The organism is Actinomadura sp. NPDC049753, assembly GCF_040674655.1.
Classification (GTDB): Bacteria; Actinomycetota; Actinomycetes; order Streptosporangiales; family Streptosporangiaceae; genus Spirillospora; species Spirillospora verrucosospora.
Genome location: NZ_JBFARL010000014.1, coordinates 48,963 through 73,149 on the forward strand (window position 1 = coordinate 48,963; position 24,187 = coordinate 73,149).

Annotated in this window: 19 protein-coding genes and 3 pseudogenes; 15 read left to right on the top strand and 7 right to left on the bottom strand. The window is 69.4% G+C overall.

The genetic code is table 11. From position 1 onward, the window contains the following. Positions 1-30 precede the first annotated feature (30 nt). The 3 genes from AB0K37_RS06405 (at position 31) to AB0K37_RS06415 (ending at position 2,653) form a co-directional block, all read left to right on the top strand. Positions 31-672 (top strand): TetR/AcrR family transcriptional regulator, encoded by a 642-nt coding sequence (locus AB0K37_RS06405; RefSeq protein ID WP_363975716.1) that lies wholly within the window; start codon positions 31-33, stop codon positions 670-672. 128 nt (positions 673-800) lie between these two features. Continuing rightward, entirely contained in the window at positions 801-1,253 is a 453-nt protein-coding gene (locus AB0K37_RS06410; protein ID WP_363975719.1) for a cupin domain-containing protein, read from the top strand. 5 nt (positions 1,254-1,258) lie between these two features. Then, entirely contained in the window at positions 1,259-2,653 is a 1,395-nt protein-coding gene (locus AB0K37_RS06415; RefSeq protein ID WP_363975722.1) for a tetratricopeptide repeat protein, read from the top strand. A gap of 87 nt (positions 2,654-2,740) precedes the next feature. Here AB0K37_RS06415 and AB0K37_RS06420 read toward each other — a convergent pair. The 4 genes and pseudogenes from AB0K37_RS06420 to AB0K37_RS06435 all read right to left on the bottom strand — a co-directional run. After that, positions 2,741-3,421: pseudogene (locus AB0K37_RS06420) on the bottom strand (phosphopantetheine-binding protein); the annotation flags it as partial. Continuing rightward, positions 3,330-4,100 carry an AMP-binding protein gene (locus AB0K37_RS06425; RefSeq protein WP_363975725.1) on the bottom strand — a complete coding sequence of 257 codons (771 nt, stop codon included), beginning with the start codon at positions 4,098-4,100 and terminating at the stop codon, positions 3,330-3,332. The gene AB0K37_RS06425 and the pseudogene AB0K37_RS06420, both read right to left, overlap by 92 nt. Next, on the bottom strand, positions 4,082-4,747 hold the full coding sequence (locus AB0K37_RS06430; protein WP_363975728.1) for an AMP-binding protein: 666 nt from the start codon (positions 4,745-4,747) through the stop codon (positions 4,082-4,084). Before AB0K37_RS06430 ends, AB0K37_RS06425 begins: the two co-directional genes overlap by 19 nt. A gap of 146 nt (positions 4,748-4,893) precedes the next feature. Next, positions 4,894-5,094 (bottom strand): annotated as a pseudogene (locus AB0K37_RS06435) (MbtH family protein); the annotation flags it as partial. A 1,355-nt stretch (positions 5,095-6,449) separates the two neighbouring features. On the opposite strand from AB0K37_RS06435, the gene AB0K37_RS06440 reads away from it, so the two are divergent. Continuing rightward, positions 6,450-7,016, top strand: coding sequence for a peroxidase-related enzyme (locus AB0K37_RS06440; RefSeq protein WP_363975730.1), 567 nt, complete (start codon positions 6,450-6,452; stop codon positions 7,014-7,016). 302 nt (positions 7,017-7,318) lie between these two features. Here AB0K37_RS06440 and AB0K37_RS06445 read toward each other — a convergent pair whose 3' ends face one another. Further along, positions 7,319-8,050, bottom strand: a complete 732-nt coding sequence (locus AB0K37_RS06445) for an SDR family oxidoreductase (RefSeq protein ID WP_363975733.1) — start codon at positions 8,048-8,050, stop codon at positions 7,319-7,321. Between the two features lie 95 nt (positions 8,051-8,145). On the opposite strand from AB0K37_RS06445, the gene AB0K37_RS06450 reads away from it, so the two are divergent. Beyond that, positions 8,146-8,976 (top strand): LysR family transcriptional regulator, encoded by an 831-nt coding sequence (locus AB0K37_RS06450; protein WP_363975736.1) that lies wholly within the window; start codon positions 8,146-8,148, stop codon positions 8,974-8,976. Between the two features lie 8 nt (positions 8,977-8,984). Here AB0K37_RS06450 and AB0K37_RS06455 read toward each other — a convergent pair. Beyond that, positions 8,985-9,155: pseudogene (locus AB0K37_RS06455) on the bottom strand (IS5/IS1182 family transposase); the annotation flags it as partial. A 151-nt stretch (positions 9,156-9,306) separates the two neighbouring features. Between AB0K37_RS06455 and AB0K37_RS06460 the strand changes: the two are divergent. Both AB0K37_RS06460 and AB0K37_RS06465 read left to right on the top strand, forming a co-directional pair. After that, positions 9,307-13,062 carry a hypothetical protein gene (locus AB0K37_RS06460; RefSeq protein ID WP_363975739.1) on the top strand — a complete coding sequence of 1,252 codons (3,756 nt, stop codon included), beginning with the start codon at positions 9,307-9,309 and terminating at the stop codon, positions 13,060-13,062. A 348-nt stretch (positions 13,063-13,410) separates the two neighbouring features. Further along, positions 13,411-13,818, top strand: coding sequence for a nuclear transport factor 2 family protein (locus tag AB0K37_RS06465; protein WP_363975741.1), 408 nt, complete (start codon positions 13,411-13,413; stop codon positions 13,816-13,818). A 216-nt stretch (positions 13,819-14,034) separates the two neighbouring features. Here the strand turns inward: AB0K37_RS06465 and AB0K37_RS06470 are convergent, their stop codons facing one another. Beyond that, positions 14,035-14,850, bottom strand: a complete 816-nt coding sequence (locus AB0K37_RS06470; RefSeq protein ID WP_363975743.1) for an IclR family transcriptional regulator — start codon at positions 14,848-14,850, stop codon at positions 14,035-14,037. 357 nt (positions 14,851-15,207) lie between these two features. Here AB0K37_RS06470 and AB0K37_RS06475 point away from each other — a divergent pair, with 357 nt between their 5' ends. From AB0K37_RS06475 to AB0K37_RS06510, 8 genes are all read left to right on the top strand, one after another. Continuing rightward, positions 15,208-16,026, top strand: a complete 819-nt coding sequence (locus AB0K37_RS06475; RefSeq protein ID WP_363975746.1) for a cupin domain-containing protein — start codon at positions 15,208-15,210, stop codon at positions 16,024-16,026. Then, positions 16,023-16,856, top strand: coding sequence for a fumarylacetoacetate hydrolase family protein (locus AB0K37_RS06480; protein ID WP_363975749.1), 834 nt, complete (start codon positions 16,023-16,025; stop codon positions 16,854-16,856). Before AB0K37_RS06475 ends, AB0K37_RS06480 begins: the two co-directional genes overlap by 4 nt. Continuing rightward, complete coding sequence (locus tag AB0K37_RS06485; RefSeq protein WP_363975751.1) at positions 16,853-17,578, top strand: maleylpyruvate isomerase family mycothiol-dependent enzyme; 726 nt, start codon at positions 16,853-16,855, stop codon at positions 17,576-17,578. Before AB0K37_RS06480 ends, AB0K37_RS06485 begins: the two co-directional genes overlap by 4 nt. 31 nt (positions 17,579-17,609) lie before the next feature. Then, positions 17,610-18,836: an FAD-dependent oxidoreductase gene (locus tag AB0K37_RS06490; protein ID WP_363975754.1), complete on the top strand. Its 1,227-nt coding sequence runs from the start codon at positions 17,610-17,612 to the stop codon at positions 18,834-18,836. Positions 18,837-18,847: 11 nt separating this feature from the next. Next, positions 18,848-20,260 carry an amidase gene (locus AB0K37_RS06495; protein WP_363975757.1) on the top strand — a complete coding sequence of 471 codons (1,413 nt, stop codon included), beginning with the start codon at positions 18,848-18,850 and terminating at the stop codon, positions 20,258-20,260. A gap of 31 nt (positions 20,261-20,291) precedes the next feature. Continuing rightward, positions 20,292-21,464, top strand: a complete 1,173-nt coding sequence (locus AB0K37_RS06500; protein WP_363975760.1) for a substrate-binding domain-containing protein — start codon at positions 20,292-20,294, stop codon at positions 21,462-21,464. Positions 21,465-21,485: 21 nt separating this feature from the next. Beyond that, positions 21,486-23,045: a sugar ABC transporter ATP-binding protein gene (locus tag AB0K37_RS06505; protein ID WP_363975763.1), complete on the top strand. Its 1,560-nt coding sequence runs from the start codon at positions 21,486-21,488 to the stop codon at positions 23,043-23,045. Positions 23,046-23,109: 64 nt separating this feature from the next. Next, positions 23,110-24,187: ABC transporter permease (locus AB0K37_RS06510; protein WP_363975765.1), on the top strand; the 1,078-nt coding region annotated here is incomplete at its 3' end.

Consider the following 24,187-nt stretch of genomic DNA (forward strand, 5'->3'; position numbering starts at 1 on the left):
CGTTACGAGTCGTACTGTAATATTGCTTGTATGGGCGAGGAACGCAAGGGCGCGACAGGACGCCGCGGCCGGCCGCGCAGCACCGACGTCGACCGCGCCGTCACCGCGGCGACGATCGAACTGCTGGCCGAACAGGGATACGCGAGGCTGACGATCGAGGCGGTCGCCGCGCGCGCAGGGGTGGGCCGGCCGGCGGTGTACCGGCGCTGGCCGACCAAGGACGACCTGGTGGTCCACGCCCTGGTCGAACAGGTGCCACCGCTGCCCGTTCCGGACACCGGCGACGTGCTGCGCGATCTGAAGGAAATGTCCGCCGGGTTCGCGCTACGGCTGGCCGGCTCCCCGCTCGGTCGAACCGTCCTTGCCGTGCACGCTGAAGCGGGTCGGCGGCCCGACCTCGCCGAGGTGCTACGACACCACTACCTGAACCCCAGGGACGCCACCATCCGCGCCTTGATCGAACGCGGCCTGGCCGAAGGCCACCTCGACCCCGCACTCGCCCCCGACACGATCCGCGACCTGCTCTTCGGCCCCCTCATCTACCACTGGCTCGTCACCGGCCACCTCACGACCGCCACAGCGAACAACCTTGCTCACGCCGCCTGCGCCGCGGTCAGCCGCACCGTGACGGCGGGGCCTGTTGCCCGGACGGAGCGCCGCATGCAAGGCTGAATCGTCCTCACGGGGACCCTCCGCCTCCACCGCGCACTCCGGGACTGGGCGGATCACTGCCGCTTGTGCCGCCTGCGACGACCACGAAGCCGCACTGCATGGTTGAAACGGCCAATAGAGGGACACCAGTGACTGATCACGCACGGGGGACGGCCGCCTGGCATGGCCGCATCGAGCATGTCCGCGGCGCCGACCTGGACCCCGACACCGCACAGACCTCGGGAATGCGAAGGTACGAGGCGATCTCGGGCAGGAGCGTGGGCTCGGAACGGCTCTGGATGGGCCGTACCCACGTCGGGCCCGCGACCAGCTCCGGCGACCATCACCACGGCGAGGCGGAAACGGCGATATACGTCGTCTCCGGCCGGCCGGTCTTCGTCTTCGCCGAAGGCGCCGAGGAGGTCCGAGTCGAGACCGGGCCGGGCGACTACATCTTCGTCCCGCCCTATGTCCCGCACCGTGAGGAGAACCCCTCCCCCGACGAGGAGGCGGTCGTGGTCATCGCACGCAGCACGCAGGAGGGAATCGTGGTCAACCTTCCCAGCCTGTGGGCGGACGTCGAACGTCCGACGGACACCTGACGGCCATGAAGGACGAGCACGGGCTGGCCATCGGAGCGGGCAGCCGCACCGCACTCGGACACTACGACAACGCCGTCCATGAACTGCTGCACTTCCGCCCGGAGGTCGACGCCGAAGCGAAGCGGGCGCTCGAAGCGGATCCCGACTTCCCGCTGGGCAACGTCCTGTCGGCGTACCTCGGACTTCTGGCCACCGAGCCCGAAGGCGCGCGGGCCGCGGCGGAGCGGTTCCGGCGCTTCCGGTCGCGCGTGGACGGCTCCGGGCTCCTTCCCCGGGAGCGGGCACACGTCGCGGCGCTCGAGCGCCTGGTGAAGGGCGACTTCCTCGGCTGCGGCCGCCTGCTCGGCCAGATCAGCGAGGAGTACCCGCGGGACGTCCTCGCTCTGTTCGTCGGCCATCAGATCGACTACTTCACCGGGGACGCCCGCGCGCTGCGCGACCGGGTCGGCGGTGCGCTGACGGCATGGAGCGAGACCGACCGGCATTTCGGCCCGTTGCTCGGCATGTACGCCTTCGGGTTGGAGGAGGCAGGGCACTACGACCGCTCGGAGGAGGTCGGCCTGCGCGCGGTCGGGCTCGACCCCAAGGACGTGTGGGGCATTCACGCGGTCGTCCACACCTACGAGATGCAAGGCCGGTTCCGGCGAGGAATCGCCTATATGGACGAACGTTCGACCGACTGGTCGACCGGCACGTTCTTCAACGTGCACGCGTGGTGGCACTATGCGCTCTACGCACTGGAGGCCGGAGACACGGCCCGGGCCTTGGAAATCTACGACGCCGTGCTCCACGGCCCGGAGTCGGCGGGCACCGCGATGGAGCTGCTGGACGCCGCCGCCCTGCTCTGGCGCCTGCTTCTCGAAGGCGATGACCAGACCGTGAGGTGGAACGCGTTGGCCGACGCCTGGGCCTCCAAGGCCCAGGAGCCGTTCTACGCGTTCAACGACATGCACGCGGTGATGGCCTTCGTCGGCGCCGGCCGCTTCAGCGACGCCGACCGGCTGATCGCCGACCGCGAGGCCTACCTGGCCGATCCCCTGCCCGACGTCACCAACCAGGCGATGACGGCACGGGTCGGCCTTCCGGTCTGCCGCGCCCTGGTGGCCTTCGGCCGCGGCGACCACGCCACCGCCGTCGAGCTCCTCGCCCCCGTCAGGCACCACGTCAACGAATTCGGCGGCAGCCACGCGCAGCGCGACGCGGTGCAGAAGACCCTGCTGGAGGCCGCCCTCCGCTCCGGCCGCCTCGATCTGGCCCGCGTCCTGGTCAGCGAGCGGATCAGCGTACGACCCTCCAGCCCGTTCAACTGGCTCAAGCACGCCGACGTCGCCGAAGCCCTCGGCGACGCGGCCACCGCGGCCGCCGCCCGGTCGCACGCGACGAGGCTGCGCCGGCCCTGAGCTCCCGAAACGCACGACGAGCCGGTCGGGGCCGGTGCGGCTCGGGCCGCACCGGCCGGGGGGAAGCGCTATACGCCAGACCACCTGGACGGGTTCGCTCAGCCCTTCCCACGCCACGCCCGTACGGAACACGTCATGGCGGTCCACGACCTGCTGCAACGCACCCAAGAACGCGTCCAGACGCTCACGTCCGTCGAACTCCAGGACCAGGGTAAGCACATACGCATCGCTGTCCCCGCCTGCGCCCCGCAGATAGTGGAAGAAGATGCCTTCCTGGAGTGGGGCCAGCGGATAGACGTCGGCCACGTTGGCCGCGCCGCCTTCCACTTGCGCCACCACGCGCTCCACCTCGGCGGCGGTCAACTCGACCAGCGGCAAAAGGTCGGGCGTGATCGAGGTGGCGTTCTCCGGAATGAGGTTGGGCGGGACCACGACCGGCTCGGGGCCTGCCACCGCGGCCAAACCCGCCACCGTCGGAGTCTGGAACAGCGCCCGCACCGACACCGAAACACCACGCGCCCGCAACCGCTCCACCAACGACACCGCCAACAGCGAATGCCCACCCAACGCGAAGAAGTCGTCTTCCACGCCCACCCGGTCCAAACCCAGGACCTCGGCGAACACCTGACACAAAACCTCTTCGCGCGCATCCGCCGGGCCCCGACCCTGGTCCACCTCATACTCGAGAGCCGGAAGCGCGCGACGATCCAGCTTCCCGTTGCCGGTGAGCGGCAAAGCCTCCAGCACCACCACAGCCGACGGGACCACGTACTCCGGCAGCTTGTCCGCAGGACCTCTTCACCCTGTGCGCCAGGTCTTCGCGGCCCTGGCCCAGAGTGGTGTCCGCAGGCACGATGTAACCGATCAGGCGCGGGTCGCCCGGGGTGTCCTCGCAGGCGAGGACGGTGGCCCGGGCGACCGAGGGGTGCGCGGCCAGGACCGACTCCACCTCACCGGGCTCGATGCGATACCCGCGGATCTTGACCTGGTGCCCGCGCGCCAACTGCACACCGGACACATAGAGCTCACTCGCAACCCCCGGCGGGACCAATTCCAATGCTTCGTCCAGCACATGAGTATGGGTATTGGCGACTGGCCGGCCGATCGGCACCATGCCGGCACCATCCCGGGACAAGCGGGTCGTCACCACGCCGATCGTGGTCTCCGTCGGACCGTAGTGGTTGAACACACCGCAACCAGCGTCCTCGGCCGCCCCGAGCAGCTCCAACCAGTCGGCCGAAGCCGCCTCGCCACCCAGAATCAATGACCGCGCTGGCAGCACACCTGCGAATCCCGCACTCGCCGACAACGCCGAAAAATGAGAGGGAACCGCCTTGATGAAATCAACTTCAAAGCGGTTCAGGTAATCGGCCACTGCACCGGCATCAGTCACCACATCCGCGGGCAGCACATGCAACTCGCCGCCGCTCACCAGGTTCGAAAACACCACTGTGTTTCCCAAATCCTGAACGGTGCCTGCAATAGCCCGAACCGGCCCGACTTTCCTTCAACCCGGAAACTCACCGCGGGCGGCACCGACGCGACGTAACTTGCCAGCCCTTTTTGGGTGACTCCGACACCCTTCGGCCGACCGGTGGACCCGGAGGTGTACATCACGTACGCCAAGGCGCCTCCAGGCACCTCCAGACCGAGAGGTGCCACCGGAAGACCGTCCACCAGGACCGCGACCGCCGGATCGTCCAGCGCCATCACCCGCACCCGACCGGCAGGCAGATCCTCGGCGACCTCCCGCGTCCCCAGGACGAGCACCGCACCCGCGTCGGCGATCATGAACGAGACCCGTCCTGCGGGCAATGCCGGGTCGATGGGCAGGTACGCGCCGCCCCGACGCCCGTCGCGTGCCCTCGCCGGCAGCGGAGGACTGATCGCCCACATCGTCCGGGTCGAGGCCCAGCACTTCGGCGAACGCCTGACACAACAGCTCTTCGGCCGTGCCGTTCGGCTCCCGATCGGGCCCCACCCGGTGATCCGGCGCCGGTAACGCACCGCGATCCCGCTTCCCGTCGAATGCAGCCACGTTCGCACACCCCACCGATTCGGCCGACTCACCAAGCAGCAAGTGCCGGCCGGCATCGAGGCATGTCAAGCACCGCCCGTTTTCGCTCAACAAAGCGGTGGCCATCGAGCCGACCGGTCCAGCACCGGAAAAAGCGCATCTGAAGGTGCGTCCGGTCGATCACGTTCTTCAGGCGGCAGAAGAGATCCGCGGTCCAACTCTGCTCCATGGCCTCGATCAGGCTCTTGGGGCGAAGGTCGGTCCAGTTCTTCTCGATGTAGTCGAGGCACTCCTGACGTCCGGCCTCACCGAACACCGTCTTCCACCCGTCCGGAACCTCGGCGAACACGGGCCACAGAGAGCGCTGCCCTTCATCGTTGACCAGGACAAAGAAGTTGGCATCGGGATCGTCGAACGGATTCATTACCCACCATCTCCTCGTGTTCTCGAGCAGATCAGTCGCCGCTCACTATGCAGGAGAGGTACGAACTGATCAACAGCTCATCTCTCGCCGACACCGCATCCCCCGGGCAATCGACACAGACATCATGCGGTACCCACCCGACATGCGTTCAACTGGGCCGATGCAGCAGTTGAACGCCCTCCGGGGAACTGGTCGCGACCGACGCCGACCACTGTTCAACATCCTCAAGATGACCACACGCCTCGCCTAGCACTATTATCGGCATTTTCTGTTTTGGACCTGGATGTGGTGGTGTCTTAACTGGCGTTTCCACGGGTGACGGCAGGGCCGAAGCAGGCAGAGGGCCAGTTCGAGTTCGCCTTGCTCGTTGGGGACGAAGCTGCGGCGCACCAACAGCCAGTGCTGGAACGGGCGCGCCGAGATCGTCGCGGACGTGGGTTCCAGGCCGGCCATGACCCAGTCGCGGTGACCGCGTCAGCGCGTGAACCGCCATTGCCGCATCCGATGCCAGCCCCCAGTGATTGACTCTTCGGCACGGCCACCACGTATCCGATCCGGCGTTCCTCCAGGCAGCGGCGAAACTTGTGGTCCTGCCCATAGCCCTCGTCCGGGCCCTGGTCAGCATCGCCTGCGCCAGCGGGGGCTTGGTCATGAGCTTGACCTAGTTGGGAAGCCGACGCGGGCGCACCGTTGACGGTCGGGCAGCGGCGATTTCGCCAGATACAGCTCACCATCGCTCAACGTGCGCCCGCCCAGTGCGACACACCAAGCCATCTGGGCGCATGGGCCGAGACAGCCAAGCGCATTCCGGACAAACAGTCTCCCTAATATGGCGGTGTCCGCACTAAGGAAACTCGTTTACGCTGGAGGAAACCGTCCTCCGGAGTCGAAAGCGCCGCAGAGGTAATCGGTCTAGTCGGAAACTTCTCCGGTCGCTGACCGAGCGTACGGAGCATCTTCGGTACCTGGCGGTCACCGAACGCCAGGAAGGGTCGTCGCAGCTAGACACCCTGCACGATGCGTTGAAGCACCTGAGGCACCGCACGACGTAGCGGGCAGGCCGGAAAAAGGTCCAAGGTCGCCACTTTCATCTCGTGGCCGAGCACCCAGCATGCAGAGGCCAGCGGCACCAAGAGAAGTGACCGTGCAAAGGCGTGGTGGTGAACAGAACTCGCATGGCCGCACCGGCATGGTGGTGAGGAAGATCCGCCAGCTCAATTGGCTCCGCGAAAGCGGAATGTCGGTATGGCCGGTTTTGACACTCTCTGACCCCTGCCCTGGGCGCGCCCGATGCGAGACACTTCCTTGTGCACGGAGAGCGAATCCCCCGACGTGGGACAACGTTTGGAGAGCCGATGCCGCATATCGCCCTGGGGAACGACGCGTCCGGAATCATCTCGCTGTTCGCCTACCGGCCCGAGACCGCCCGCCCGTTGAGCGAGCTGGCCGAAGTGCTGCTGCGCGGTCCCAGCTCGCTGAGCCGCGGCGAGCGGGAACTGATCGCCTCCTACGTCTCGTCCCTCAACGAATGCGAGTTCTGCACCACCTCGCACGCGGCGTTCGCCGCTGCCCAGCTCCCCGAGGGCATCGCGCTCGTCGACCAGGTACGGGCCGACCTCGAGAGCGCGCCCGTCCCGGCGAAGCTGAAGGCCCTGCTGCGGGTGGCCGGCGCCGTCCAGCGGAGCGGGCGCGACGTGCGGCCCGAGGACGTGGCCGCCGCCCGCGCCGAGGGCGCGACCGACGTCGAGGTGCACGACACGGTCCTGATCGCCGCCGCGTTCTGCATGTTCAACCGGTACGTGGACGGCCTCGGCACGACGCTGCCCGACGACCCCGCGGAATACGCGGCGTCCGCCGACGCGATCGTCACCGGCGGATACCTGGCCATACTCGGCCGCCCGGAGGCGCACGCCGAGACGTAAAAGGTCGAGTCGCCGAAGCGAGCCCGAACGTGCTGAGGCGGAGCTGGTTCAGGGTTCGGTCGGCGTCCCAGCTGTTCCTCGGGTTGCAGTTGGTGGCTCACGTCGATTCGGCAATCGCTTCTCCCCCGACCTTCACAACATCCGCATCCCCGAGAGCCAGGTCTCCCACGCGGGCTTGAGCGACGCACGTTCGTAGCGGCCCGCTCCGGCCCGCGTAGGCTGACGTGCACTTGGTCAACGCCGCCCGAAACCCGAGCCACTACAAACCGGGGACGCGGGTTCCGTACGGCCTGGTTGACGAGTTACCAGGGCACCACGCCGGCGTCTTCGAAGAAGGAGCCGGTTGGGCCGTTGTCGGGCAGGGTGGCCAGGTGGATGGCTATGGCGGCGCCTTGCTGGGCGGTGCGGATGCCGCGGAAGCCGTTGAGATCGGTTGCGCAGTAGCCGGGGCAGGCGGCGTTTATCAGGATGTTGGTGTCGTGCAGTTCCTTGGCGTACTGGAGGGTCACGGCGTTGAGGAAGGTCTTGGAGGGCGAGTAGGCGGCGGAGATCGGGCCTACGGCCTCCACGGCGGACTGAGAACTCTGGCGGGTGAGAGACCCGACGCTGCTGGACATGTTCACGATTCGCGGTGCGGCGGACCGCCTGAGCAGCGGCAGCAGGGCGTTGGTGACGCGGATGACGCCGATCACGTTGGTCTCCACGACCGTTCGCATGGTCGCGGGGTCGACGGTCGTGGGCGTCTGTGGCATCCCACCGGTCACCCCGGCGTTGTTGACCAGCACGTCGAGCCGCCCGAAACGCTCGGAGAGCAGGGAGGCCGCGGCAGTGACGCTCTCGTCGGAGGTCACGTCGAGGGGTACCGCGAACGCGTCGACCCCCTCGGCGCGGAGCTTCTCGACGGCCGCCGAGAGCCGCTCCGGGGACCTGGCCCCCACGCCGACGGTGTGGCCGAGGGCGCCGAGCCCGACGGCGATCTCGTATCCGATTCCCTTGTTGGCGCCGGTGATCAGCGTGATCGTCTGTTCGCTCATATCCGAAATCCTGGCCGTACGGCCGAGAACACTCCAACACCGCCTGGGTAGCGTTCGATACCTCGCGGGTATTGATCCCCGGGTACGGTGAGAACATGGAGACGCGAGAGTTGCGGTACTTCGTCGCCGTCGCCGAGGAACTCCATTTCGGCCGCGCCGCCGAGCGCCTCGGGATCGCCCAGCCGCCCCTCTCGCGGGCGATCAAGCAGCTGGAACGCCGCCTGGGCGTTCAGCTTCTCGAACGTACCAGCCGTACGGTCGACCTCACCGAGGCCGGAAAGGTCCTGCTCAGAGAGGGCCGGGCCGCCCTCGACGCGGTCGACGCCGCCGCCCGCCGCACCCGCCGCGCCGCCGCCGGGGAGCCGAAGCTGGTGCTGGTCACCAAGGCCGGGGCGTCGAGTGAACTGCTGCCGAAACTCCTGGACGCCTACGCCGCCGAGCCCGGCGCCGTCGCCGTCGAGGTCCTGCTGTGCGGGATCGGCGAGCAGGAACGGCTGCTCCGCGACGGCCGGGCCGACGTGGGCCTGCTGCACAGGCCGTTCGACTCGACGACCGGCCTGGACATCGAGGAGCTGAGCACCGAGGGCCAGATTCTGGTCCTGCCGAAAGACCATCCCCTCGAAGGCCGTACGGACCTGCGCATGGCCGACATCGCCGACCTTCCGCTGCCACGCTGGCCGCACGGTGACGGCGGCTACCCCGACGGTCCGGGACCCGAGGTGCGCGACCACGCCCAGCTCCTTCAGCTGATCGCGCTGGGCAGGGCGGTGGCCCTACTGCCGGAGACCGCCCGGACCCATCTCCGCCGCGACCTGGCCTTCGTGCCGATCCTGGACGCGCCGACCGTCACCACCGTGATCGCCTGGCCGCCGCACAGCCGGTCCCTGGCCCTCGCCGGGCTGATCCAGACGGCCACCCGCCTTTAGAGCTGGACTCATTCGGCGAGGCAGCGGCAGCAGATGAGTGAGCAGGCGATGGCGGCGAAGGCCAGGAAATGGTCGCCTGTGCGTTCGTAGCGGCAGTGCAGGCGGCGGCAGCCGTTCAACCATGCCATCGCGCGTTCTACGACTCGGCGGTATCGGCCGAGCCTGGTGGAGAAGTCGATCAGCTCTGAGCGGAGCCAGGCAGGGTGAAGCGAGCGTTGCGTCCCTGGCAGGAGATGCGCCCTTCCCTTGAGCGTCCCTGGCCGGATCGTGTCATTTGGTGGGAGCAATCGGATGCCGGTGGGAGGATGTCAAGAGTTTTGTGATCGCTTCATGGGGGCAGCGATGGCAGAAGAGTGGGCGACCGTTCTCGCGGTCTACGAGGGAATCCAGACCGCCTACAAGGCCTACCAATCGATCAAGTCGGTTTATGACGGGTTCAGCGACCTCAACGAACTCATTAATCCGACCCATCCGACTCACGAAGAGCTCGTGATACAGAAGCTCGACCAGCTGCACACTGATTTCCAGGTGATCCAGTATCGGCTCGACGCCGTGGCCGAGGCGATCCGCAAGTTGCTCGACCAGCAGCAGCAGGCCTACCTCCTCCAGACCCGTCAGCAGTTGGAGCAGCTCAAAGGGCTCAGCAGGACGGCCGCGGACCAGGCGAGCGCCTGGGTTGCCGGCGACCGGACCGACGCGCTGCTGCGCGCACAGGCGGACGACAATTCGCGAGTCGCGGCCAACAGCATTCTGGAGGGGAACTCGTTCTTCCTCCGTCCCGTGCCCGGCGGAGAGACCTTCGACCACCGCATCGCCATCCCGGTCTACTTGTACGTCCTGACCGTCCGCCTCGGCGTTATGATCACCATCACCCGGCCCGTCCGGTTCAACAAACTGGCGCGCGAGGAGATCAGAAGGCACGCCGACCGGCTGGGCTGGATCATCGAAAACGCCGACCGGGCCATCGCGCCCGATGTCTATGGTCGGCCGGAGTCGGATCCCGGCCTTTTCATGGTGCAGTACAAATGCGTCGACAACATCAGCGGCTACACCACCGATCTGACCCGTGAAGACCACCTGATCGGCGGCCAGGCCGATTTGGACGACTACAAGGCCCGGCTCGACGAATCGCTCCGCCTTGAGGTACGGCACCGCACCGGCGTCGTCCTGCTGCTCAGCATGCGCGACGTCCTGGAGTACTGGGCGGCCGATCCGATGGTCGCGCGTTTCACACCGTGGAGCGTGGCCGTGCCCGCGGCCACGCTGGGGACACCGCCCGAGTGGCGTCCCTTCCGCGCCATCGCACCGTCCTCGTCCAGCGTCAAGGTCCTGTGGCCTGCACGGGACGGGTCGATCGGGTCCGCGACCCTGAACGCCGCGCAGTCCCCGGTCGCCTGGACCGTCGACCCGCCGGTGGCGCCCGCGGGCACCATGGACGGAGGCGGGCTGCCCGCCTGCGTCCCCGCACCGGGCCAGGCCAGCGTCTTCATCCAGGACCCGGAGCGGCGGCTGGCCGAACTGCGAATGGACCCCGCGCAGCCGTCCGGCTGGTCGGCCCCGGTCCCGGTGGTGACTCAGCCCGAGGCGCCCCCGCAGTACTTCCACCGGGATCACCTCTCGGTGACCGTCATGGCCCCCGGTGAGATCGCGTTGTTCTGGCGGTATCCCGGTCACCCAGGCGCGATCCACTGGCGCCGCCGGGGCGCCGACGGGACGTGGGGCGAGCCTCAGCAGGTCACACCCGACGCCCCCTACGGCAATGCACTGATCTCGGTTTCCCCAGCGCCCGAGGCCGCCTGGGTGTTCTACACCGCACGCGACGAGTCCATCTGGAGCACTCACCACGACCCGCGCGAGCAATCTGGCTGGGCGCCTCCCGTCCAGCTCGCTCCACCCGGTACCTATCGCGTCGCGGCTGTCTGCCCACGGCCTTGGCAGGTGCTGGTGTTCTGGACCGGCCCGAATCGCGCCGTGTACGGCCGGCACCTCGATGCCCAGCAGGCCGGGCAGGCGTGGAGCGAGCCGTTCCAGGTCGCGCCCCCGCGCTCGACCGGCTACCTGGCCACTCCCTCCGCGATCTGCCCCGCAGAGGGCGAGATCCGCCTGTTCTGGGACGCCGCCGACGGCCACATCCGGACCACCCATCACGACCCGCAACGCCCCTACGACCAGGGCTGGGCTCCGTGGTACCCCGTCGGCTCGCCACTTTTCGGCTCCCGCGATCCCGTGAGCGGCTCCTACAGCCTCGTGGTCACCGGCCGCGGGGCGGGGACCGTGAGCCTGTTCCGCCTTGATGCCCAGCGGGCCATCCAGGCGGCGCAGTTCGACCCGAACGTCGCCGATCCGGGTAGCTGGTACGACAAGATGCGCTCGCTGACCACCTCGGCAGGGCAGCTCGCCGCGCAACACCGTCCCGCCGACGCGGCCTCGGCCGCCCACGCCGGCATCGAGGCCCTGCTGGAAGGAGCGCCCGTCCTCGAAGGGACGCGCGATGACCTGGCATACGACCTCATCCTCCAGATCGCCTTCAACTCCGGCTACCTGCCTGCGGGTGACGCGGTAGAACCGGTCCGCCAGGCCGCGGCAATCGCTGAACGGCTGACAGCCCGGCATCCAGAGAACCTCGACTACGCCTACCGCCACCCCTGGATGCTGATCGTCCTGGCCCAACGCCTCGACGCCGCCGGACGACGCCCCGAAGCCGCGGCACCCGCCCACCAGGCCATCCACCGAATGCTGGCCACGGCCCCCGCCCTCCAGGGCACGCGCGATGACCTGACCTACGACCTGATCTTGCAGATCGCCTTCAACTCCGGCTACCTCGCGCCCGATGAGGGGGTGAGGGCCGTCCAGGACACGGTCGCGATCGCTGAGCGGCTGGCAGCCCGGCATCCAGAGAGCCTCGACTACGCCTACCGCCACCCCTGGATGCTGATCGTCCTGGGCCAGCGCCTCGACGCCGCCGGACGACGCCCCGAAGCCACCGAACCAACCCGCCAAGCCATCACCGCGCTACTCCGACTCGCCCCCACGCTCGAAGGCACACGCGACGATTTGACCTACGACCTCATCCTCCAGATCGCCTTCAACTCCGGCTACCTGCCGCCCGGCGACGCGGTCCAGCCCGTCCAGAGGGCGGTCGCGATCGCTGAGCAACTGGCATCCCGCCACCCCGACAATCTGGACTACGCCTACCGCCATCCCTGGATGCGAGTCGTCCTGGCCCAACGCCTCGACGCGGCCGGGCGACGTCCAGAGGCTGCGGAGCCGACGAGGCAGGCCTTCAAGGACATGCTGCGGCTGGCGGCGTCCTTGGAGGGAACGCGCGACGACCTGACCTACGACCTGATCTTGCAGATCGCCTTCAACTCCGGCTACCTGCCGGCGGGTGACGCGGTCGAACCGGTCCGCCAGGCCGTGGCGATCGCTGAACGGCTGGCAACCCGGCATCCAGAGAACCTCGACTACGCCTACCGCCACCCCTGGATGCTGGTCGTCCTGGCTCAGCGCCTCGACGCGGCCGGGCGACGTCCAGAGGCTGCGGAGCCGGCAAGGCAGGCCTTCAAGGACATGCTGCGGCTGGCGGCGTCCTTGGAAGGAACGCGCGACGACCTGACCTACGACCTCGTGCTGCAGATCGCCTTCAACTCCGGCTACCTGCCACCCGGTGACGCGGTCGCACCGGTCAGTCAAAGTGTCGCCATCGCTGAGCGGCTGACGGCCCGGCATCCGGAAAACCTGGACTACGCCTACCGCCACCCCTGGATGCTGGTCGTCCTGGCACAGCGCCTCGACGCCGCCGGACAACGCCCCGAGGCCACCGAACCAACCCGCCAAGCCATCACCGCACTGCTACGACTCGCCCCATCCTTCGAAAGCATGCGTGACGACCTGGTTCTTGACCTGATCGCCCAAGTAGGGACCGTCTCCGGCTATCTACCGCCGAACGAGGCTCTGCCAGTGCTGCAGGAAACGGCCGCGATCGCAGAAAGGGCCGCGGCCCGGCATCCCGACGACGCCTCCTACCGTGACAGGCTCGCCTGGATCCGCGAAGTGCTCGCCCAGCACCAGCCCCCCACCACGTGACCGTCCAGGCCTCACCACCGGTCACGCAATGATCGGGGCAATGCCCCTGGGCCGAGTCCGCCGCGCGGCATATGACTGGGCGAGACGGCTAGAGATCATCGCGAGCGAACCGCTGGTACCGGCGATCCGCTCGATCACGTGTGCGGCGGCGGACAGCCCCTAACTCCGTCCCCGACATCGTCCGCGCCGGTCAGGCCGAGCAGCACCGCATCGGCGAGCAGCCCAGATCAGGCGCTCCCTTAACGCGAACCGCAGGATCTTCCAAGCGTGGGCGGGGGGCCGGTAAACCCTACGGGGGTGCGGTACAGTCCGGTCGTAAGCGTATTGCCTACACCTACAAGGGGCATCATGGGCATCAGCTCCGAGCGCGACCTCGTCGACTTCCTCGTCACCTACACCCGGGACATGGCCATGTCAGAGGAGGAGCCCGGGGCGATCCTCGACCGCTACTTCGTTCCGGACTTCGAGTACTGCAACGATGGCCTGGTGATCGACCGGCAGCGGATGATCGACCACGTCCGCCCCGTTCGCAAGAACATCGACAAGGCGGCCATGGCAGCCGACGACCGCATCGGCGTGGAGATTCACCAGGCGCTGGTCCGCGGTGACCAGATCAGTGCGCGCTGGACCCTCCGCACAAGAATGCGCAAGGGCAAGACCTTCACCGCTGAGGTCTACATGTTCGGTCAGCTGGCACCCGACGGCCGGATCAAGCGGATCGACCAGACCAACAGGCCACTCGACGATCAGCAGTAGGTCCACCGCTCACGAGTAATGACCGCGGTCGGTGTGCCGCAGCAGCGCGGTCCTGAATTCCGCTTCCGATCCGGGTCGGCGCGTGCTTGACGCCGGCCCGGCGCCGGTGGTGGTGAAGCTGGCTGTGCTGAAGCCCGATGCAGCCGGGCGGAGATGCCTGTCAGCTGAGGCGCCGGGTCACAGCCCGGAGCGCCCGGTCCGACGAGTCGGAATGACCTACATGGTGTGCGGGTCCAGGTCGTTGCGGGCGCGTTCGACCGTGGTGTGGAGCTCTGCTGCCAGGTGGGGTATCCGGTCCCGAGGAAAGCGCGGCATGGGGGCCGCGATGGACAACGCGCCGACGACCCGGCCGGTTTTGTCGACCACGCACTTGCCGATGGCGCAGATCCCTGCCTCGGTGGCCTCCAGGTTCAGCGCGTAGCCGCTTTTCCGCACCCCGCGAAGCCCCTCCAGGAGTCGCTGGAACTCGGTGGTCGAAAGCCTGGCCCCGCCGTCCGCGGTGGACGCTCCGGCGGGTCGAGGCCCGGCATGGGGTGACGCCTCCTCGCTCAGATAGAGCTCGGCCAGTTGCGCGTCGTCGAGTTCGGCCAGGAGGGCCCGGCCACCGGACGACAGGTGCGCGGGAAGGATGGTTCCCTGCCGGTCACCGACGTGCAGAGCCTGATGGGACTCCACAGTGGCGAGGAAGCGCGTCTGCGTGCCGACCCGGACCATGAGGTTGACCGACTCGTCGACGCGGTCGCACAAGTACTCCATATGCGGAAGCAGGGTGCGGCGCAGTCGTTGCATGCGAGGCCCTCCGACGAGGCTCGAAGCCGACAGGGCGGGCCCCGGCAGATACGTGTGGTTGGCGTCCTGAACGGCGAACCCCCTGTACACGAGCATGGCCAGGAGGCGGTGCGCCGTGGAGCGAGCGGTTCCCAGCTCGGCCGCGGCCTCGCTCACCCGCAGTCCGCCCTGGTCGCGCAGTAGTTGCAACAGGTGCAGGGCGTTGTCCACCGACTGGAGCGGGTAGGGCGGCTTGTTCTCCATAGAAGAATAGTGTACCTCTATCTGGAATCTCGCTCGTATGGTGCGGTCATGTCTCCTGCTTCACATTCGAGCTCCCAGACGGGCCGGGCATCTTTCGACCGGAGCCACTCCCCTGCCGATGCCGCCGATTCCTCGCCCCAGGACCGGCTGTACGCGGACTTCACAGCCCAGCATCTGTCGCCGCTGTGGACACAGCGCGACGACCTCATGCCGGCATCTCCCACCCCGCGGGCGGCACCGCACGTCTGGCGCTGGGACCGAATGCTGCCGCTGGCCCGGCAGGCCGGAGACCTCGTACCCGTCGGGCGGGGCGGAGAGCGGCGCGCCATCGCTCTGGCGAACCCGGGACTGGGCGGCATGCCGTATGCCACTTCGACGTTGTGGGCGGCGATCCAATACCTGGGGCCGCGGGAGGAAGCGCCCGAGCACCGGCACTCCCAGAACGCGTTCCGCTTCGTCCTCGAAGGCGAGGGCGTGTGGACGGTGGTGGACGGCGATCCCGTCGCCATGAGGCGAGGCGACCTCGTGCTCACTCCGGGCTGGCGATTCCACGGCCACCGGAACGCCACCGACACGCCCATGGTTTGGCTCGACGGCCTGGACATCCCCTTCGCCCACCACACGGACACGGGCTTCTTCGAGTTCGGACCGGACGAGGTGAGCGTGGAGGACACCCCCGAGCTTTCGCGCTCGGAGCGGTTGTGGGCTCACCCCGGTCTGCGCCCGCTGTCCGAGATCGGTTCCCTGACTCACTCACCGATCGCCGCCTACCGGTGGGAGCACACGGACCGCGCCCTGTCCGAACAGCTGAAGTTGGAGAGCGAGGGGCATCCCGCCACGCGGGGCCCCGGCCACGCCGCCGTCCGCTACGTCAACCCCGCCACTGGCGGGGACGTCATGCCGACGCTACGGGCCGAGTTCCACCGCCTGCGCAGCGGCGGCAGGACCGCGGAGCGCCGTGAAGTGGGCTCCGCGGTGTGGCAGGTCTTCGCCGGCGAGGGACGCCTGACCCTGAACGGCGTCGAGACCCGGGTCGGCCGCGGTGACCTGTTCGTGGTGCCCTCCTGGACCGCTCTGCGGCTGGAGGCCGAAACCGAGCTCGACCTCTTCCGGTTCGCCGACACACCGATCTTCGAGCGGCTGAGCCTTGACCGCGTGTCCGAGGAGGGGCGATGAGACTTGCGACGCTGCGCACCGAGGACGGCACCCTCGCCGCCCGCGTGGACGGGGACGAGGCCGTGGAACTCGGGCTGCCGGACGTGGGGGCGGTGCTCGCCCGGCCCGACTGGCGGGAGTGGGCGCGCACCGCGCGCGGCGCCCGCCGTCGCCTGAAGGAGGCGCGGTACGCGCCGCTCATCCCGCGGCCGGGAAAAATCATCTGTGTCGGGCTGAACTACCGCACCCACATCAAGGAGATGGGGCGTGAGCTGCCGCGTCACCCGACGCTGTTCGCCAAGTACCCCGAAGCGCTGATCGGCGCGGGCGACGACATCCAGATCCCGGCCGCGTCGGACGCCATGGACTGGGAGGCGGAGCTGGCGGTGGTGGTCGGCGACCGGGTCCGGTCCGCCGATCCCCGGCGGGCCGCCGCCGCGATCGCCGGCTACTCACTGATCAACGACGTCACGGCACGCGACTGGCAGTACCGGTCACCGCAGTGGCTTCAGGGCAAGACCTTCGAGGGCAGCACCCCCTTCGGCCCGGTCCTGGTCACCGCCGACGAACTGGAAGGGGAGCTGGAGCGCGGACTGGAGCTGGTCGCCGAGCTCGACGGGACGGTCGTCCAGCGCGCCGACACCTCCGATCTGCTGTTCGATCCGGCCGCCCTGGTCGGCTACGTCTCCCAGATCCTCACCCTGAACCCCGGGGACGTGATCGCGACGGGTACCCCCGGCGGGGTCGGGCATGCGCGAAAGCCCCCCTCCTATCTCGAGGACGGCGCCGTCCTGGTCACCCGTATCGACTCCATCGGCAGGCTCGTCAACACGGCGCGGAAGTCCTCGTGAGCACGCCGGAGGACCAGTGGGCACGCTGGTCTGAGTGGGCGGAACAGGGTGAGGCACTCTTCGCCGCGCAGCTCGCAAGGCTGGACGACGCCGAGTTCGACGCTCCGAGCCTGCTGCCGGGATGGAGCCGCCGCCATGTCATAGCGCACGTCGCCTACAACGCGCGGGCACTGACCCGCCTGGTGGCGTGGGCGCGGACGGGCGAGGAGCGACGGATGTACCCCGACACCGCCGCCCGGGATCGGGAGATCGATGCGGGGGCGCGGTCGTCACCGGCGGAGCTGCGGGCATTGGTGCTCGACTCCCGGCGGGGGTTGCGCGAGGCCCTGGTCTCGCTTCCGCGGGAGAGGCGGTCGGCGCAGGTCGTCACCGCGCAGGGTCGCGCCATCCCGGCCACCGAGATCCTGTGGCTGCGCACCCGTGAGGTGTGGGTGCACACCGTCGATCTGGACGTCGGCGTCGGATTCACGCAGTTTCCGGACGAGTTGCTGGACGCGTTGCTGACCGACATCACGGCCGTCCGGGAAAGCAGAGGGCAGGAGCCGGCGCTCGTCCTGACGCCCGGTGACCGGACCCGGTGCTGGAAGGCCACGGCCGGCTCGTCGCGGCCGTTCGTGCTGACCGGTGCGATGGCGGAGCTCGTCGCCGCCCTGACGGGCCGTGGCCGCACGGGCGTCGCCTGCGCCGGCGGAGCCCTGCCCGAGCTGGGGCGGTGGCTGTGATGACGAGTAGGAACCGCGAGAGGACGGCGATATGAACGAGACGGCGCTTCGCCCTCCGCAGCGCCACGAGGTGCTGGTCGTCGGAGGAGGCATCGGGGGGCTCGCCGCGGCCCTCGCACTGGCCAGGGACGGCCACCAGGTGCACGTGCTGGAACGCGCCCCGGAGTTCGGCGAGGTCGGCGCCGGGCTGCAACTCGCTCCGAACGCCACGCGCCTCCTTCAGCGATGGGGCCTCATGGAGCAGATCGTCGCCGTGGGGGTGATGCCCGCGCGCATGGTCCTGCGCGACGCGGTCACGGGTGCGGAGCTCACCGGCCTGGAACTGGGCGAGGCGTTCCGCCGGCGGTACGGGGCCCCCTACGTGGTCGTCCACCGCAGCGACCTGCATCGCATCCTCCTGGAAGCGTGCGAGAAGGCCGGAGTCACGATGGAGACGGAGCGGCAGGTGGAACGGGTCGACACCGTCGGCGAGACGGCTCTCACCCACTGCGCCGACGGCAGCACGTACGAGAGTTCGGTCGTCCTCGGACTGGACGGGCTGAGGTCCATGCTGCGGGACAGGCTGGTCGGCGACGAGCCCATCGACTCCGGTTACGTCGCGTATCGCGGCGTCGTCCCAGCGGACTCGGTCGCGACGGACGTCGCCGCCGACGCGGTGGTGGCATGGATCGGCCCGGGCTGCCATCTGGTGCAGTACCCCCTGCGCGGCGGTGAGGCGATCAACCAGGTGGCCGTGCTGCAGACCGGCGGCACCGGGGCCCCGGAGCACGGCGGTCCGGATGTCGACGCCGCGTTCGCCCACTGCTGCGAACACGTCCGCAGGTCGCTGGGCATGCTCTGGCGGGACCGCCACTGGCCGATGTACGACCGTCCGCCCACGGACGCCTGGGTCGACGGACGCCTCGGCCTGCTGGGCGATGCCGCTCATCCCATGCTGCAGTACCTGGCTCAGGGCGCCTGCCAGGCGATCGAGGACGCCCACACGATCAGCATCGAGGCCAGGAGGCATACCGCTCCCGCCGGCGGCGGGACGGCCGTCGACTGGAACGCGGCGCTGCTGGCGACGCAGCGGGCACGCGCCCCGCGTACGGCCCGGGTGCAGACCTCGGCGCGGGTGTGGGGCGAGATATGGCATGCCGACGGGCTGGCCAGGTCGCTTCGCAACGAACTGTTCACCACCCGGCCAGGGGACGACTACCGGCACATCGACTGGCTCTACAGCGACGTCTCCCAGCGGGAGAGCGGGCACGACGACTGAAAGGAAGGATCATGGAACCCTTCAGCTCCGCGGTGTCGATCGCCGAAGCGGTCCGCTCACGCCAGGTGAGCCCCACCGAGGTCGTCGACCTCTACCTCGGTCGCATCGACCACTACGACGGGGAGATCAACGCCTTCGTCTGGCAGAGTCCGGAACAGGTGAGGGACGCCGCCAGGGCGGCCACGAGGGCCGTGACGGCCGGGGAGGACCTCGGCCCCTTCCACGGGGTTCCTCTACCGATCAAGGACCTCACCTCCGTGGCGGGGCAGCCGAACACCATGGGCTCGCAGGGGGTCCCGAACGCGCCCCGCCAGGGAAACGAACTGGTCGTCGATCGGTTCCTCGAGTCGGGTTGCATCCTCATGGGCAGGACCAACTCCCCGGAAATGGGCACGCTGCCCGACACCGACAACTCACGCTACGGCCCGACGGCGAACCCGTGGGACCACCGCCGTTCCCCGGGCGGCTCCAGCGGGGGCGCCGCCGCCGCGGTGGCCGCCGGCCTGGCCCCGCTGGCGCACGGCAACGACGGCGGCGGCTCGCTCCGGATGCCCGCGTCGGCGTGCGGCCTCGTCGGGCTCAAGCCCAGCCGCGCACGCGTCCCCCAGCTCGTCCAGTCCTGGTGGGAGTACTGCAGTACGGAGGGTGTGATCACCCGCTACGTGCAGGACACCGCCGCGATGCTCGATGTCATCTCCCGCCCGGACCCCCACGGCTGGTTCCAGGCGCCGCCGCCGGAACGGCCCTTCGCCGAGGAGCCGGGAAGGGATCCCGGCCGGCTCCGCATCGGCCTGATGGTCGACGCCCCCACCGGACTTCCCGTCGATCCGGAATGCGTCGAGGCCGCGACGGCCGCGGCGACCCTTTTGGAGGAGCTGGGCCACGACGTTCACCCGGTCTCGCCGGAGCTGCTCAGCGCCGAGGCCGCGCAGGGCTACGTGGACATGGTCATCCCCGGTTCCCTCTACGTGCACCCCTTCGACGACCCCGACCGCGCCGAGCCGTACAACCGATACCGCTGGGATCGGATGAAGCTGGTCAACGCCGGAGAGTACGTCCGGACAGCGGCCCTGCTGCAGACGGAGTCGCGCCGGATCGTCGCCCAGTGGAGGCGCGACTTCGACGTGCTGCTCACTCCCACCCTGGCCTGCCAGCCGCCCGAACTCGGCATCGTCCGGGCCGACGCCAACCGCGACGTCGAGGTCGCACAACCCAGCGCGCTGCTGATGGTCTCCTTCACCCTGCTGGCCAACGTCACAGGTCAACCCGCCATCAGCCTGCCGGTGCACCTCTCGGCGGCGGGACTGCCCGTCGGCGTGCAGCTCATAGGCGCGCCGTTCGACGAGGCGACCCTGCTCCGGCTGGCCGCGGCCCTGGAGGCAGAGACGAACTGGCCCCACACCGTCCCGGCCGACTACTGCTGAACCCACCCCATCCCGGTTAGGAACGCCCGAAATGCGCCACCACAGCCGCAGACGTGCCCCCATCCTGGGCGCCCTGCTCGTCCTCTCACTGTCCATCGCGCTCACCGCCTGCGGATCCTCCGGCTCGCAGGGCTCGGCGGGCACGGTCACCTCCACCCAGGTCGTCAAGGAATCGTCCGACGCCGTGAAGCGGGCGTACGCCGGCGCCGACTACACCGAACCTCCGACGGGCGGTCCTCAGGCGGACCCGGGCAAGAACATCTGGATCATCTCCGCCTGGCAGCAGGTCCACGCACTCGTCTACCAGGGCAGGGAGGTGGCGGCCGCCGCCGGTGCGCTCGGCTGGAGGACCCGGGTCTGCGACGGGCGCAACAACGAGAACGGCGGGTGGGGCGCCTGCGTCCGCCAGGCGACCGCCGCCCGGGCCGACGGGATCGTGCTGCTGGCGGTCGACTGCGCCCCGGTGCGGCAGGCGCTCGTCGAGGCGAAACGCGGGGGCGTCGAGATCGCCTCCTTCAGCGGTTTCGACTGCGACGACCCGACCCAGGGCGGCAGCAAGCCGCTGTTCGACGCTTCGGCGCGGTACGCGACGGCCACGCCGACGCTCGCCGACTTCTACACCCGGATGGGCCGGCTGCGCGCCGACACCGTCATCGCGAAGACCGAGGGCAAGGCGAAGATCCTGCACGTGTCGTTCGAGGACATCGCGATGGGCGAGTACCAGGCCAAGGGCTTCACCGACCGGATCGCCGCGTGCGGCGGCTGCGAGATCGTCGACTCGGTGAAGATCTCGCCGGCCGACGTTCCCTCCATCCGCCAGAAGTTCGAGACCGCGCTGTTGAAGCACCCGCAGGTGGACGTGGTCACCGTTGACATCGATCACTTCTTCGTCGCGGGTGTCCAGCAGGCCCTGGTCTCGGCGAACCGGCCCGGCCTCCTGGTGGTCGGCGGGGAGTGCCAGATCGACAACATGAACTACATCCGCAGCGGCAAGGGGCAGCAGATCTGCTACGGCTCCTCGGCGGGATACCGGGCCTATGCCACGGTCGACGCGCTCAACCGGGCCTTCCACGGGAGCCCGTCCACCACAGCGGGGGTCGGGCTGCAGATCGTGGACAAGGGCCGCAACATGCCCGCGCCGGAAGCCGAGTACACCGGCCCCATCGACTACGCCGGCCTCTACAAGAAGGCCTGGAACCGCTAGGGCGGTGCGGAGGTGCCCATCATGTCCACCACATCCGCCGGCCGATCCGGCCCCGAAACCGCGGTCGAGTTGACCGGCGTCTGCAAATCCTTCGACGGCGTCCGGGTACTCGACGCCTTGAACCTGCGGGTGGAGCAGGGATCGGTTCACGCCTTGCTCGGCGGCAACGGGTCGGGGAAGTCGACCACGTTGAAGATCCTGGCCGGCGTGTACGGCGCGGACCAGGGGGGAACGATCGCGATCCACGGCAGGCGGTACGGCACCGAGTCGTACTCCGCGACGGTGGCGCGCTCGTCCGGCCTGCGGTTCGTCCACCAGGACCTCGGACTGATCTCCGAGCTGACGATCAGCGAGAACTTCGCCCTGGACGAGGGGTACCCGCGATGGGCGGGACCGGCGATCTCGTGGCGGCGGTTGCACGAACGAACGCGCGAGCGGCTGCGGAGGGCGCAGGTCGACCTCGACCCGCGGACCCTGGTGCGCGACCTGCGCCCGAGCGACCGGACCCTCGTCGCCATCGCCAGGGCGCTGCGCGACGTCGACGAGGGCGACCACGTGACGCTGGTCCTGGACGAGCCCACGGCGAGCCTGCCCCGCCACGAGGTCTCGCTCCTGCTGGAGGCGCTGCGGCGCTGCCAGGCCCGAGGACAGACGATCATCTATGTCAGCCATCGGCTGCCCGAGGTGCTCAGCATCGCCGACCGGATCAGCGTGCTGCGCGACGGCGCGGTGGTCGCGACCGCCCCGCCCGAGGAGCTGGACGAGGCCCGGGTGGTCGCGCTGATGGCGGGCGAGGCGGTCCGAGCCCATGCGGGGCGGGACGCCCGTGCGCGAACCGTCCCGAAGGACCGGGCCGCCGAACCGCCGGTCCTGCGTGTGAGGGGCCTCGCCGGGGGCCCCCTGCGCGGAGTCGACGTCGAAGTCCGGCAGGGGGAGATCGTGGGAGTGGCGGGCCTGCTCGGGTCGGGCCGCACCACCCTGCTCCGGGCGCTCTTCGGCGGGCTGCCGGCGGGCGCCGGCCGGATCGAGATGGGCGGCGCGGTGGTCAGGAACCGGACCGTGGCCGCCGCCATGCGCGCAGGCATCGCCCTGGTACCCGAGGACCGGGCACGGGACGCGGCGTTCGCGGACCAGCCGCTGTGGCAGAACATCTCCGCCACCGTCGTCGGCGAGTACTGGTCGGGCTGGCGGATGGAGCGCCGCGCCGAGCGGCGGGATGCGGCGGGCCTGATGGAGCCCTTCGCCGTCCGGGCCGCCGGCCCCGACGTCGCCTTCGGCGCCCTGTCCGGAGGCAACCAGCAGAAGGCCGTGCTCGCGCGGTGGTTCCGGCTCGCTCCGCGTCTGCTGCTGCTCGACGAGCCCACGCAGGGGGTCGACGCGGTGGCGCGCGCGGAGATCCATGCGCTTGTCCGCGAGCACGTCACGAGCGGCAACGCGGCGCTGGTCGTGTCGTCGGACTTCGAGGAGCTGGAAGGGCTCTGCGACCGGGTCGTCATTCTGCGCGAGGGCGTCAACGCCGACGAACTGAGCGGCGACCGGTTGACCGAGGCGGGCATCGCCGCCGCCACCCAGATCACGTGAAGGGACCTTCAAGATGGTCAACGTCAACGGCCGGACCGGCCGCGCCGCGGCATCGGCTCCGCGCGTGGCGGACCCGGTGGACGACACCGAGGAGAAGACGGTGAAGGAGCCGAGGCCGGGCGCCCGGCGAACCGCCACCGCCGCGGTCGAGCGTTACGGCCTGCTGCTCATGCTCGTCCTGATGATCGTGGTGTTCGCGAGCCTGCCGGAGTCCGGAGCGGCCTTCCGGAGCTCGGCGAACGTCCAGGCCCTGCTCGCCAACCAGGCCGTGGGGCTGTCCGTCGCGCTGGCGCTGCTGTTCCCGATGGCCGCGGGGTTCCTCGACTTCTCCGTCGGCGCCGTCAGCGCGACCGCGTGCGTCGTCGCAGCCGCCGGGATGTCGCGCTTCGGCCTGCCCGCGGCGGCGGCCGTCGCGCTCGCACTGGCGGCGGGCGTCCTCGTCGGTGGCGTACTGGGGGTGCTGGTGGCGCGTTTCGCGATGAACCCGTTCATCGCGACCCTGGGCATGGCGACGCTGCTGGGCGGCGCGATCTTCGCCTACACCGACGGCATGCAGATCACCGAGGGCATCTCGGGAGGGCTGACCGACCTCGGCTCGCTGACATGGTTCGGCGTGCCGCGGGTCGTGGTGGCGGCTGCGGGACTGGCGGTCGCCGTGTGGTTCGTCATCGGCCAGACGCCGCTCGGCCGCCATCTCTTCGCGGTCGGCTCCAACGCGAACGCGGCTCGGCTGGTCGGCGTCGACGTCACGCGCGTCCAGCTCACGTCGTTCGTGCTTTCCGGCCTCGTGGCCTCGGCGGCGGGGGTGCTGCTGCTGGCGCGGCAGGGCGCGGCGACCTCCGACAGCGGGATGAGCCTGCTCTTCCCGGCGCTCACCGCGGTCTTCCTCAGCACGATAGTGATCGATCTGGGACGTCCCTCGGTCCTCGGGACCGTCATCGGGGTGCTCTTCGTGGCGGTCAGCGTGAGCGGCCTGACGCTGGTCGGCGCCCCCGCCTGGGTCAGCCAGGTCTTCAACGGCGCCGCGCTGCTGGCCGCGGTGGGCATCACCGCCTGTGGCCCATGCTCCCCCTGTACTTCGGGACCGCGCCCTACTGGGTCGCCTGGGCGGGGATCGCCGTCCTGGTGTGGTGCGGGGCCCG

What these genes read in the sequence shown, in the direction of transcription:
- AB0K37_RS06495 (WP_363975757.1), top strand. Translation starts at nt 18,848, where the DNA reads ATGGAACCCTTCAGCTCCGCGGTGTCGATCGCCGAAGCGGTCCGCTCA.
- AB0K37_RS06505 (WP_363975763.1), top strand. Translation starts at nt 21,486, where the DNA reads ATGTCCACCACATCCGCCGGCCGATCCGGCCCCGAAACCGCGGTCGAG.
- AB0K37_RS06480 (WP_363975749.1), top strand. Translation starts at nt 16,023, where the DNA reads ATGAGACTTGCGACGCTGCGCACCGAGGACGGCACCCTCGCCGCCCGC.
- AB0K37_RS06475 (WP_363975746.1), top strand. Translation starts at nt 15,208, where the DNA reads ATGCCGTATGCCACTTCGACGTTGTGGGCGGCGATCCAATACCTGGGG.
- AB0K37_RS06445 (WP_363975733.1), bottom strand. Translation starts at nt 8,050, where the DNA reads ATGAGCGAACAGACGATCACGCTGATCACCGGCGCCAACAAGGGAATC.
- AB0K37_RS06465 (WP_363975741.1), top strand. Translation starts at nt 13,411, where the DNA reads ATGGGCATCAGCTCCGAGCGCGACCTCGTCGACTTCCTCGTCACCTAC.
- AB0K37_RS06500 (WP_363975760.1), top strand. Translation starts at nt 20,292, where the DNA reads ATGCGCCACCACAGCCGCAGACGTGCCCCCATCCTGGGCGCCCTGCTC.
- AB0K37_RS06440 (WP_363975730.1), top strand. Translation starts at nt 6,450, where the DNA reads ATGCCGCATATCGCCCTGGGGAACGACGCGTCCGGAATCATCTCGCTG.
- AB0K37_RS06430 (WP_363975728.1), bottom strand. Translation starts at nt 4,747, where the DNA reads ATGCCGGCCGGCACTTGCTGCTTGGTGAGTCGGCCGAATCGGTGGGGT.
- AB0K37_RS06470 (WP_363975743.1), bottom strand. Translation starts at nt 14,850, where the DNA reads ATGGAGAACAAGCCGCCCTACCCGCTCCAGTCGGTGGACAACGCCCTG.
- AB0K37_RS06405 (WP_363975716.1), top strand. Translation starts at nt 31, where the DNA reads ATGGGCGAGGAACGCAAGGGCGCGACAGGACGCCGCGGCCGGCCGCGC.
- AB0K37_RS06490 (WP_363975754.1), top strand. Translation starts at nt 17,610, where the DNA reads ATGAACGAGACGGCGCTTCGCCCTCCGCAGCGCCACGAGGTGCTGGTC.
- AB0K37_RS06415 (WP_363975722.1), top strand. Translation starts at nt 1,259, where the DNA reads ATGAAGGACGAGCACGGGCTGGCCATCGGAGCGGGCAGCCGCACCGCA.
- AB0K37_RS06450 (WP_363975736.1), top strand. Translation starts at nt 8,146, where the DNA reads ATGGAGACGCGAGAGTTGCGGTACTTCGTCGCCGTCGCCGAGGAACTC.
- AB0K37_RS06460 (WP_363975739.1), top strand. Translation starts at nt 9,307, where the DNA reads ATGGGGGCAGCGATGGCAGAAGAGTGGGCGACCGTTCTCGCGGTCTAC.